At 63.5% G+C, this 11,411-nt stretch carries 9 protein-coding genes; 4 read left to right on the forward strand and 5 right to left on the reverse strand.

The window, feature by feature from the left end:
• Positions 1-14: 14 nt before the first annotated feature.
• Entirely contained in the window at positions 15-446 is a 432-nt protein-coding gene (locus tag IVB45_RS34670; RefSeq protein ID WP_027514353.1) for a hypothetical protein, read from the reverse strand.
• A 180-nt stretch (positions 447-626) separates the two neighbouring features.
• Between IVB45_RS34670 and IVB45_RS34675 the strand changes: the two genes are divergently transcribed.
• Positions 627-920: a GIY-YIG nuclease family protein gene (locus IVB45_RS34675; RefSeq protein ID WP_247357660.1), complete on the forward strand. Its 294-nt coding sequence runs from the start codon at positions 627-629 to the stop codon at positions 918-920.
• 64 nt (positions 921-984) lie between these two features.
• On the opposite strand, the gene IVB45_RS34680 is transcribed toward IVB45_RS34675, so the two are convergent.
• Positions 985-1,239: a hypothetical protein gene (locus IVB45_RS34680; RefSeq protein ID WP_247357659.1), complete on the reverse strand. Its 255-nt coding sequence runs from the start codon at positions 1,237-1,239 to the stop codon at positions 985-987.
• 206 nt (positions 1,240-1,445) lie between these two features.
• On the opposite strand from IVB45_RS34680, the gene IVB45_RS34685 reads away from it, so the two are divergent.
• Together IVB45_RS34685 and IVB45_RS34690 are read left to right on the forward strand one after the other, a co-directional pair.
• Positions 1,446-3,962: a glycogen/starch/alpha-glucan phosphorylase gene (locus IVB45_RS34685; protein ID WP_247358110.1), complete on the forward strand. Its 2,517-nt coding sequence runs from the start codon at positions 1,446-1,448 to the stop codon at positions 3,960-3,962.
• A 94-nt stretch (positions 3,963-4,056) separates the two neighbouring features.
• Positions 4,057-4,872 (forward strand): thioesterase family protein, encoded by an 816-nt coding sequence (locus IVB45_RS34690; RefSeq protein ID WP_247357658.1) that lies wholly within the window; start codon positions 4,057-4,059, stop codon positions 4,870-4,872.
• 165 nt (positions 4,873-5,037) lie between these two features.
• Here IVB45_RS34690 and IVB45_RS34695 read toward each other — a convergent pair whose 3' ends face one another.
• The 3 genes from IVB45_RS34695 to IVB45_RS34705 form a co-directional block, all read right to left on the reverse strand.
• Positions 5,038-6,654: a phosphoenolpyruvate carboxykinase gene (locus IVB45_RS34695; protein ID WP_247357657.1), complete on the reverse strand. Its 1,617-nt coding sequence runs from the start codon at positions 6,652-6,654 to the stop codon at positions 5,038-5,040.
• A gap of 299 nt (positions 6,655-6,953) precedes the next feature.
• Positions 6,954-9,548 carry a CHAT domain-containing tetratricopeptide repeat protein gene (locus tag IVB45_RS34700; protein ID WP_247357656.1) on the reverse strand — a complete coding sequence of 865 codons (2,595 nt, stop codon included), beginning with the start codon at positions 9,546-9,548 and terminating at the stop codon, positions 6,954-6,956.
• Between the two features lie 63 nt (positions 9,549-9,611).
• The gene (locus tag IVB45_RS34705; protein ID WP_247357655.1) at positions 9,612-10,361 is read right to left on the reverse strand and encodes a DUF2470 domain-containing protein; all 750 of its coding nucleotides are present in this window, start codon (positions 10,359-10,361) and stop codon (positions 9,612-9,614) included.
• Positions 10,362-10,602: 241 nt separating this feature from the next.
• On the opposite strand from IVB45_RS34705, the gene IVB45_RS34710 reads away from it, so the two are divergent.
• A complete protein-coding gene (locus IVB45_RS34710) occupies positions 10,603-11,304 on the forward strand; it encodes a response regulator transcription factor (RefSeq protein WP_007597749.1) in 702 nt (233 codons plus the stop codon).
• Positions 11,305-11,411: the final 107 nt, after the last annotated feature.

Here is an 11,411-nt window from a genome sequence, read left to right on the forward strand (position 1 = left end):
GGGGCACGAGACCGTCACCGTCCGATGATCACGCCGATCACATTCGGCGCCGCCAGATATTTCTCCTCGATTGCCGCGCGCGCGGCGGCGCGGTTGTCTGCCGTGAGCAGGCCGCGCTTCTCGGCCAGGATCATCCAGCAAAAACCCCACCAATCAGTGAGCATGCCCTGATCGTCGACGAGGTCATACCCCTGCTCGGCGGCGAAGATGCGCGCATGCGCTTCGTCCAGCGTATCCAAGAACAGATGGTCCTCGGCCGAGAACAGATCGTCGCTGACATCGTCGATGGTGTAGCCCCAGATCGACTGGCACACCGCGTTGAACTCGCGGTCGAACTGGTCGTCGTCGACCGCGTAGCGCCGCGCCGCCTGATGCAGCCGCGACAGCGAGCGCGCGAAATCGGCGATCCTGGTGAGGGCAAATTGATCGAAGGCAATGGTGGACATGTAGTCCTCGCGAAGTCTGTCAGACGCTAGATATTGTGCCGGCAACGCGCCGAATCACAATGATATATCAAAGACTTGCTAAAGTGTTCTTAATTTGTTCCGAGGCTTGCCGTTGTCGTCCGGCGAAGGCCGGGCCCCATAACCACCGTTGCCAGACGTTTTCAGAATCGGTGCCCAGCGATGAATGCACCAGCCGTGTACTACGTCTACATTCTCGCGAGCCGACGTTACGGCACGCTATATATCGGCATCTGCAACGACCTGGGCAATCGATTGTCACTACATCGTTCGGGACGCGGTTCGAAGTTCGTCAGCAAGTACGGCCTGACGCGGCTCGTCTATGTCGAGACATACGCAATTCCATCCGAAGCAATCGCACGTGAGAAAGCGCTGAAGGAATGGCACCGCGACTGGAAGATTCGCCTGATCGAACAGGAAAATCCGGATTGGCGCGACCTGTCTCATCTTCTCTGACAGCGGTGGTTGTGGGTCCCGGCCTTCGCCGGGACGACACCGTTTTTGTAGCGCGCGACCAGCCTCACATCGCCGACATCAACCTATCCCCGCACGCGCTCGCATAAAACTTGCCGCCGCATTGGCGCTTGATGGCGGCGCAGCGGGCGGCGGGCGTGGCGTTTTGCGGGAGCGAGACCGCGCAGCTCAGGCCGTCGGCGCTGCGGCCCGTCTTGCCGGCGGCGAAGGCGGCGCTGGACGCGGTGGTGCAGACGACGAGGAAGGTGGCGGCGGCGATTTCGATCAGCCGTCTCATCAGAGCTTTCATCGGAGAGTTCATGGGGCGCCTCCTCCACACTGATGGCTGAATTGGCCGCCATTCTAGCACCAAATCCACGTTTCCCCGTATGCGTCCGGGTTCCCAAATCGGCCCGTTCCTTGCATAATTTTACGCCAACGCAGTGCACGGTCGCACCAGCAATGGTTCCGGTACAGAGGCAAGATGCGTAGGGTCAGTAGTGTTCTCGCGACCAGGAAGTGACGACTTTGCAAGATTCATCGTTCCAGCCCAATTTCCCCGCCCCCAACCAGCCCATCGACGAACTCGCGCTGGCTGAGATCAAGGGCGCGATCCTGGCGAAGCTGCGCCTTGCCATCGGCAAGGATGCGGGCATGGCGACCAAGCACGACTGGTACCAGGCCGCGGCGCTGGCGCTGCGCGACCGCATCGTGCATCGCTGGCTCACGGCCGAGAAACACAGCTACGATGCGGGGCGCAAGCGCGTCTACTATCTCTCGCTCGAATTCCTGATTGGCCGCCTCTTCAGCGACGCGCTGAACAATATGGGGCTATTGAAGATCTTCGAAGTCGCGCTCGGCGATCTCGGCGTCTCCTTGCCGGAGCTGCGCAAATGCGAGCCGGACGCGGCGCTCGGCAATGGCGGCCTCGGACGGCTCGCCGCCTGCTTCATGGAAAGCATGGCGACGCTGTCGATCCCCGCGATCGGCTACGGCATCCGTTATGATTACGGCCTGTTCCGTCAGATCATCAATCAGGGCTGGCAGCAGGAATATCCGGACGAATGGCTCGGCTTCGGCAACCCCTGGGAATTGCAGCGGCCCGAAGTGATCTACGACATTCGCTTCGGCGGCGGTGTCGAGCATGTCGAAGACAAGGGCCGCGATCGCGCGATCTGGCATCCGTCCGAGACCGTGCAGGCGATGGCCTATGACACGCCGATCGTCGGCTGGCGCGGCCAGCACGTCAACGCGCTGCGGCTGTGGTCGGCACGCTCGCCCGATCCGTTGAAGCTCGACGCATTCAACACCGGCGACTATGTCAGCGCCAGCGCCGAGCAGTCGCGCGCGGAAGCCATTTGTAAATTCCTCTACCCGAACGACGAGAGCCCGGCGGGCCGCGAGTTGCGCCTGCGCCAGGAATATTTCTTCGTCTCGGCTTCGCTGCAGGACCTGATCAAGCGGCACCTTGCGTCGGATGGCCAGCTCCGCAGCCTGTCGAGCAAGGTCGCGGTGCAGCTCAACGACACCCATCCGAGCCTGGCCGTCACCGAGCTGATGCGGATCCTGATCGACGATCACAATTTCCGCTGGGACGAGGCCTGGAAGATCACGGTCGCCACGCTGTCCTACACCAACCACACGCTGCTGCCCGAGGCGTTGGAGACCTGGCCGGTCGAGCTGTTCGAACGGTTGTTGCCGCGGCATCTCGAGATCATCTACCGCATCAACGTACAGCACCTCGCGCTCGCAGAGGCGCGCGCCCCCGGCGACATCGACTTCCGTGCCTCGGTCTCGCTGATCGACGAGCGGAGTGGCCGGCGCGTGCGCATGGGCCAGCTCGCCTTCGTCGGCTCGCACCGCATCAACGGCGTCTCGGCGATGCATTCGGACCTGATGCGCGAGACCGTGTTCCATGACCTCAACCATCTCTACCCCGGCCGCATCACCAACAAGACCAACGGCATCACCTTCCGCCGCTGGCTGATGCTGGCGAACCCCAAACTGACAGATCTGTTGCGCGAGACCTGCGGCGATGCCGTGCTCGATGATCCGACGCAGCTCAGCCTGATCGAGGCCCGCGCCAGCGACGTCGAATTCCAGAAGAGGTTCCGCGCAGTCAAGCTTCACAACAAGACGGCGCTGGCGCGCCTGATCGGCGAGCGGCTCGGCATCAAGGTCGATCCGAGCGCGCTGTTCGACGTGCAGATCAAGCGCATCCACGAATACAAGCGCCAGCTTCTCAACGTCATCGAGACCGTGGCGCTGTACCAGGCGATCAAGGACGACCCCAACGGCAACTGGGTGCCGCGGGTGAAGATCTTCGCGGGCAAGGCGGCGGCGAGCTACCGCTACGCCAAGTTGATCATCAAGCTGATCAACGACGTCGCGGAAGTCGTCAACAACGATCCCGCGATCGGCGGCAAGCTCAAGGTCGTCTTCCTGCCCGACTACAATGTCAGCCTCGCCGAGGTGATCATTCCCGCCGCCGACCTGTCCGAGCAGATCTCGACGGCCGGCATGGAAGCCTCCGGCACCGGCAACATGAAACTGTCGCTGAACGGCGCCCTCACGATCGGCACGCTCGACGGCGCCAACATCGAGATCCGCGACCATGTCGGCGCGGAGAACATCGCGATCTTCGGCATGGAAGCCGGCGATGTGATGATCCGGCGCAAGCAGGGGCTGGACGCCTCCGACGTGATCCGCAATTCGCCGAAGCTCCAGCGCGCCATCAACGCGATCGGCGCCGGCGAATTCTCGCCCGGCGATCCCGGCCGCTTCGAATCGATCGCGCACGCGCTCCGCTATCTCGACCACTACATGGTCAGCGCCGATTTCGATTCCTATTACGAGGCGCAGCGCAGCGTCGATGCGCGCTGGCAGGTGGCGCCGGCCTGGACCCGCGCCTCGATCCTCAACGTCGCGCGCATGGCGTGGTTCTCCTCCGACCGCACCATTCGCGAATATGCCGAGGAGATCTGGAACGTGCCGGTCAATCCGACCACGCCGCTCCTGCCGACCTTGCGCGACGTCGCGGGCTGAATTTCCGCGACGTGAAATCGGTTACTCACGAGGTAATTGCACAAGCCGGCGGCGAACGTGATATGACGTCCGTCATTGAACGCCGGATCGAATAATGCACGCCAAGCTCCCGCACCCTTTCGACGACGCCACCGGCGTCACCGCCGGTGACTCCAGCTGGCAGGGGCACACCAGCGACGACTATTGGGCGTTTGTCGGCCCGTTCGGCGGCGTCACGGCCGCGACTATCCTGCGTGCGCTGATCGAGCATCCGGAACGTGCCGGCGATCCGCTGGCACTCACCGTCAATTATTGCGCGCCGATCGCGAAGGGACCGTTCGATCTGGACGTGCGGCTGGTGAAGGCCAATCGCTCCAGCCAGCACTGGAGCGTCGAACTGTCGCAAGGCGGCGGCGAGGTCGCAACGCTCGCCACCGCCGTATTCGCCGAACGCCGGTCGTCCTGGGAGCACAGGGTGGCGCAATGTCCCGATGCAAAGCCGTTCGAAGAGACGATGCCGTTCCCGAAGATCGCGGCGTCCTGGGCCAACCAGTACGAATTCCGCTTCGTCGAGGGCGAGATGCGGATCGGCCCGCCCAAGCCCGAGCTCGCCAGCACTTACTCAAAGCTCTGGATCAGCGATCGCGAGCCGCGCAAGCTCGACATGCCGTCGCTGATGTCGATGTCGGACGCTTTCTTCGGCCGCATCTTCCACGCACGGCGCGAGCTGGTGCCGTTCGGCACGGTGTCGCTGACGACGTATTTCCACACCGACAGCGAAGAGCTCGCGGCCGAGGACATCACCCGCGTGCTGGCGACCGCCGATTCGAAGATCATGCACAAGAGCTACGCCGACCAGAACGCCGAGCTGTGGTCGCCGAACGGAAGACTGCTCGCGACGAGCACGCAGATCGCCTATTTCAAGGTGTAGCTGCTTCCGCAAGTTCGTCATTGCGAGCGCAGCGAAGCAATCCAGACTGTTTCCGCAGAGGGATTCTGGATTGCTTCGCTGCGCTCGCAATGACGGTGGAGAGACATCTCGAAAAGCAAAAGGGCGGCCTCACGGCCGCCCTTTCGAATTTCAAACGACGCAAGCTTACTCCGCCGCGAGCTTCACGTCCGGTGCAGCGGCGCGGACCTCGGCGTCGACCTGGGCTTCGAACTTAGCAAAGTTCTTCTGGAACATGCCGACGAGCGCGCGGGCGGTCTTGTCGAACTCGTCCTTGTCCTTCCAGGTGTTGACCGGGTTGAGGATCTCGCTCGGCACGCCCGGCAGCGCGGTCGGGACCGCGAAGCCGAAATATTTGTCGGTGCGGAATTCGACGTTGCGAAGCGAGCCGTCGAGCGCAGCGGTCAGCAGCGCGCGCGTCACCTTGATCGGCATGCGCGAGCCGGTGCCGTACTTGCCGCCGGTCCAGCCGGTGTTGACCAACCAGCAGTCGACATTGTGCTGGGCGATCAGGTCGCGCAGCATGTTGCCGTAGACCGAGGGATCGAGCGGCAGGAAGGGCGAACCGAAGCAGGTCGAGAATTCCGGCTGCGGCTCATTGCCGAGACCGCGCTCGGTGCCCGCGACCTTGGCGGTGTAGCCCGACAGGAAGTGATACATCGCCTGCGCCGGCGAGAGCTTGGCGATCGGCGGCAGCACGCCAAAGGCGTCGGCGGCGAGCATCACCACGTTCTTCGGCTGCGGGGCGCGGCCGGTGCGGGAGGCGTTCGGGATGAATTCGAGCGGATAGGCCGAGCGCGTGTTCTCGGTCTTGGAGCCGTCGTCGAAATCGACCACGCGGGTGTCTTCGTCGAGCACGCAATTCTCGAGCACCGCGCCGAAGCGGGTCGAGGCGGCATAGATCTCGGGCTCGGCTTCCTGCGACAGCTTGATGCACTTGGCGTAGCAGCCGCCTTCGAAGTTAAAGACGCCGTTCGGGCCCCAGCCGTGCTCGTCATCGCCGATCAGCGTGCGGTTCGGATCGGCTGACAGCGTGGTCTTGCCGGTGCCGGACAGGCCGAAGAAGATCGCGGCATCACCCTTGGCGCCGACATTGGCCGAGCAATGCATCGGCATCACGCCGCGCTCGGGCAGATAGTAGTTCAGCGTGGTGAAGACCGACTTCTTCATCTCGCCGGCGTAGTAGGAGCCGGCGATCAGCACGATCTTGCGGGCGAAATCGATCGCGACGACGTTCTCCGACTTGCAGCCATGGCGCTTCGGATCGGCGCGGAAGCTCGGCATGTCGATGATGGTGAGCTCGGGCACGAACGCCGAGAGCTCGACCGCCTCGGGGCGGATCAGCAGCGTGCGGATGAACAGCGAGTGCCAGGCGAGCTCGGTGAAGACGCGGGTCTTGATGCGATAAGCCGGATCGGCGCCGCCGTAGAGGTCCTGCGCGAACAGCGACTTGCCTTCGGCGTGCTTGAGGAAGTCCTGGTAGAGCGTCTCGAATTGTTCTGCGGTGATCGACTGGTTGCCGGCCCACCACATCTTCTTGTCGGTGGTGGCGTCACGCACCGTGAACTTGTCCTTGGGGCTGCGGCCGGTGAACTCGCCGGTGTCGGCGCAGAGCGCGCCATCGGCCGACAGCACCGCCTCGCCCGCGGAGAGCGAGTATTGATAGAGTTGCGGCGCACCGAGGTTCCAGTGAACCTGCTTGAGATTCTTTAAGCCGAATTTGTCGGCGCCGAAGGCACCGTTGCGCACGCCCGTCTCTTGCACGAAAAATCCTCCTAGAACCCACTCAGCGCGATCATGCTTGGCGCCGCCGCGGTCACCGTGATTACAGGCCGTCCGGCCTCGGTTGGAACGACCTAATACTGATGAACGCTGGCGTTGCCAAGCTGATCCCTTAGGATTTGGTTTATTCAAGGACCGCGCCAAACGTCGCGCATGTCAGCTCTGAGCAGGCGCATCAAAAAATCGGCAATGATCGCGCAACCAAATCGGCGTTTCGGCGTTTCCTGAGGTTATTGCGACGCACAATGTCGAAGACAACTGAAGGACAACCGCAGTCCACCCTATCGTACCGCGCCTTCGCCGATGAGCGCGAAGGGCCCCCACATCGCAGGATAGGCGTTGCGCGGTGACGAGGTGTCGTCAACATAGGTTAACATTGCGCGGCGCAAGGCTTCGGCACGGCCGATTTTTGGTTCGTTTTTGAGCAGCTCGAAAGTCATCGTGGTCAGACGTGTGGCAGCTTCCGAATCCACGGCCCAATGCGAGACCAGGAGTGCGCGCGCACCGGCGTAGAAGAACGAGCGCGCCAGTCCCGACAGGGCCTCGGCGCCGGGCTTGTCGCCCGCGATGGTGTTGCAGGCCGACAGCACAACCCAATCCGCGTTGAGCTTGAGCTGAGCGACTTCACTTGCGGTGAGCAGACCGTCGTCGAGCTCAGTGGGCTGATCGGGAATGGAGAGCGCGAGCGAGGGCTCACCCAGTCCCTTGATGTCGCCGGCAACCAGGCCGTGGGTGGCAAAGTAGATGATGCCGTATTGAGCAAGCGCTGCACGCTTGAGCGTCGTCTCGCTGGCGTCGCGGCCGAGATGAATATCGGCCTCGGCAGCCCCGACATCCCTGGCCACCGCGTTCAACTCATCGGCGGTGTCGGGCAGTTGCGGCAGCGCCTGCGCAAGCCGCGTGCGATCGACGCCGGCACCGCGCCAGAAGTCGCTATAGGCGATGGTCGCGATGCTGCGCGCGGCGACCTTGCCGTTGGCGGCGCGCCGCTCGGCGGGCGCTTCCACTGCGGGATTGAACACGGGATCGCCAAAGCCTGTCATCGGCTTCACGCTTTGATCCCGACGCGCGAAGGCGCGCAGCGATTTCAGACTGACCACCGACGGCAGCACCGAGACGGCCTGACGCCGCAGCAGCCAGGCGGCGCCGCGATAGCCTTCGAGCGTGTCCGGGATCGCAGCCTGCGGCTTCTCGGTGACGAGCAGATGAAACGGCAATGCGGTCAGCGCAGCCGACGGCACCACCAGCAGGCTGCGCTTGTCCTTTGCCAACGCCTCGACCGGACCGAGCAGCGCGACATGGAGTTCGTTGGCGAGCGCGAGATCGAACAATCCGGATTTGCCGGAGGCATCGCGCGCTTTGCCGACATCGAGTCCCTTGCGGAATGCCGTCACCTTCTGCGTCAGCGCATCCGCGCCGAGTGGAATAGCCTTCCAGTCGACGCCCTCGCGCGTGATCGCGATGACATAGCTCTGCGTGTCGACGACGGAGTAGAGCACCATCGCCTCGTCGGCCGACAGCAGCAGCTGGATGTCCTTTGCCGTCAACGGCAGAGGATTGGAGAGCGACGCGTAGTCGGGAAACTCGACCGCGAGCGTCTTCAGCAAGCCCGTACGCTCGTTGGCAATCGTTGCAATCCGCGCGCGGCTGCGCTGCTCGGTTGCGAGATCGCGCTGCGCGGATTGCTTCGACACCGCCGTGACGATCGCCTTGTCGAGTGCCTCGGACTCAGCCGCGAGATCCTGGTCCCGGCGCACCAGCTCGGCGAGGCGGTCGCTGCCGGCGGCAAGCCGCACCGCGAGCTTGTTCACGGCGGACGCCGCGGACGATTGTGTGCCGCGCTGGATCGCGGCGAGGGCCTCGTCCAGCGCCTTGTCGCCGGGCAGCAGATCCTGTTGGCGCGCGGCAAACAGGACCGGCAACACGACGCGCAGCTGGGCGCGATCGCTCCGAAGCGTCTTTTCCGTGAACGGCAATGCGTCCGCGGTGCGCCCGGCCACGTAGAGGAAATAAGCGAGATTGCTGGTCGAGGTCATGACGTCAGGATGATCGGGCCCAAGCGCATTTTCGCGGATGAGCAGCGCGCGGCGAAAGAGCGGCTCGGCGTCGCCGTAGCGTTGCTGGTGCTCGTAGAGGCCGGCGAGATTGTTCAGCGAGCGGGCAACGTCGGGATGATCCGGTCCGAGCACCTTCTCCCGGGTCGCGAGCGAGCGCTTGATCGGCGCTTCCGCGTCCGTATCGCGGCTGAGATCGCGATAGACCTGGCCGAGATTGTTCAGGACGGTGGCCACCGCCGGATGCTCGGGTCCGCCGGCCTTCTGGTAGATCGCGAGCGCGCGCTGAAACAGCGGCTCGGCTTCGGCATAGTGCTGCTGCTTCACATAGAGCGTGGCGAGATTATTGAGCGACTGGCCGACATCGGGATGCTCGCGCGACAATCCCTTCTCGCGAACGGCGAGCGCGCGCTTGAATAGAGGTTCGGCCTCGGCAAAGCGGCTCTGCCGCTGGTAGAGCGCGGCGAGGTTGCTCAGTTCGGCTCCGATCAACGGGGTTTCGAGACCGAGCGACTTTTCCATCAGCATGATGGCGCGCTTGTAGAGCGGCTCAGCCAGATCGTCGTGGCCCTGACCGGCATGAACCTGGCCGAGGTTGTTCAGCGCGGCGGCGAGTTCGCGACCTGTGTCGCTCTTCTCCAGGTTCGCGACCATACCTTGCGCCAAAGGCAGTGCTTCCGAATATCTGCCGGCGCTCATGAGGGTGTTGATCCGCGCGCTCTCCGCGGCGAGACCTTTCTGGGCGACGCTAGGCGTGACAAGCGATGCGGTGATCGCGAGCGTCAAACCCGCAACCACCGTCCGTCTATTCCATTCTGCCATGACGCTCTCGCCGCCGCCTTCTGACCGGTAACGAACTTGGGTCGCGGCGATGGGCAGCAGCGTTCAATGTGTTGCGCTCTGGTCCATCCTGGTGCGCGCTTCGCCGGCGAGGCGAACCAGCATCTTGCGCAGCGCCGTGCCATCAGCGACGCGCTCCGGGAAGTCCAGCCGCAAGACGGTCTGGCCGTCCTGCATGTCGAGGCCCTCCGGATCGCAGCCTGTGCAGCGCCAGTCGCCGGCAGCAGCGCCCAGCAGTTCTGTTGCATAGAGTCCCATGGCGTCGCGGTGGTCGGCATTCATGTGCTCCACCGCGCCCTCCTCCGCCGCCAACAAGTCCTCGGCCCCCGTGAGGTCGGTCAGGAATTGCTCCGGCTTGAGGTCGACGATCCGACCGAAGCCGGCGACCAGATGAGTTCCCGTGGGCCGAATCCGAAAGAAGGAGAAATCCTTAAAGGAAACAAAGGTTTCCGCTGAGGGATGAGCATTGAGATACCGTCGCCGGAGCAGATCCTTGTCCGTATCGGCCGACTCGGCATGGCCGGACAGCATGATCCGGGCGCCTTCCAGCGGATCGCCCGCCGCCCGCTCGTCCAGCATCAGGGACACCCGGCTGTCGGCCAGGATGTTCCTGGTGTGCACGGCCAATGCCGAGATCAGCAGGATCGGAGAGCCATCCGGATGGCTGGCCAGATTGACCAGGGAGCAATAGGGATCGCCGCTGCCGGCCATCAATGTCGCCAGGGCCCCCTGCCGTGACCGCCGCAGCAGCGATTTGGCGAGCCTTCCGGGGTCGAAATCGGGGGTCGGTTGCATCGGCTTTCTCGGGTCAGGTGGTTGCATGGAGGGCCTTTTTTCGGGTAAACCGGGGCCCGGTTATGGGTCGAGATGCGGCGAATCTGCCGTGTTTCGTGGAACTTGGTCACACTTCAGCCTAGCTTGCATTGCTCGGTGACAAGGTTCGAATGCCAACATCGGCACCCATGTATGCGGCGCATCAGTGGATTGCTCGCCGTTTCAAGCCACGACCCAAACGGAAAGCAGAAAGCAGAGGCTCATGCCCACAATCGCTTTGGTCGACGACGACCGCAACATTCTCACATCCGTCTCGATCGCGCTGGAGGCCGAAGGCTATCGCATCATGACCTACACCGACGGCGCCTCCGCGCTCGACGGTTTCCGCACCACCCAACCCGATCTTGCCATCCTCGACATCAAGATGCCGCGCATGGACGGCATGGAGACGTTGCGCCGGCTGCGGCAGAAATCCGACCTGCCCGTGATCTTCCTGACCTCCAAGGATGAAGAGATCGACGAGCTGTTCGGCCTCAAGATGGGCGCCGACGACTTCATCCGCAAACCGTTCTCGCAGCGCCTGCTGGTCGAGCGCGTCAAGGCGGTGCTGCGCCGTTCGGCGCCGAAGGACCCGACCGTCACGCCGAAGGAGAACGACGCCAAGGCGCTCGACCGCGGCCTGCTGCGCATGGATCCTGAACGGCACACCTGCACCTGGAAGAACGAGCCGGTGACGCTGACCGTCACCGAATTCCTGATCCTGCAGGCGCTCGCGACCCGGCCCGGCGTGGTGAAGAGCCGCAACGCGCTGATGGACGCCGCCTATGACGACCAGGTCTATGTCGACGACCGCACCATCGACAGCCACATCAAGCGGCTGCGCAAGAAGTTCAAGGTGGTCGACAACGAGTTCGAGATGATCGAGACGCTCTACGGCGTCGGCTACCGCTTCAAGGAAGCCTGAGGCGCGCGCGCCTCCACGAAAGACCGAGAGCATCGCCGGTTCTGATTCCATCGGGACCGGGATGGCTCTAGGATGCGGGGACCTTCGCACGAGCTGTCCTAACGCGG

It is taken from the genome of Bradyrhizobium sp. 4, from assembly GCF_023100905.1.
Classification (GTDB): Bacteria; Pseudomonadota; Alphaproteobacteria; order Rhizobiales; family Xanthobacteraceae; genus Bradyrhizobium.

Coding starts and splice junctions, on each gene's coding strand:
- IVB45_RS34675 (WP_247357660.1), top strand. CDS start 627: ATGAATGCACCAGCCGTGTACTACGTCTACATTCTCGCGAGCCGACGT.
- IVB45_RS34670 (WP_027514353.1), bottom strand. CDS start 446: ATGTCCACCATTGCCTTCGATCAATTTGCCCTCACCAGGATCGCCGAT.
- IVB45_RS34710 (WP_007597749.1), top strand. CDS start 10,603: ATGCCCACAATCGCTTTGGTCGACGACGACCGCAACATTCTCACATCC.
- IVB45_RS34700 (WP_247357656.1), bottom strand. CDS start 9,548: ATGGCAGAATGGAATAGACGGACGGTGGTTGCGGGTTTGACGCTCGCG.
- IVB45_RS34690 (WP_247357658.1), top strand. CDS start 4,057: ATGCACGCCAAGCTCCCGCACCCTTTCGACGACGCCACCGGCGTCACC.
- IVB45_RS34705 (WP_247357655.1), bottom strand. CDS start 10,361: ATGCAACCGACCCCCGATTTCGACCCCGGAAGGCTCGCCAAATCGCTG.
- IVB45_RS34680 (WP_247357659.1), bottom strand. CDS start 1,239: ATGAACTCTCCGATGAAAGCTCTGATGAGACGGCTGATCGAAATCGCC.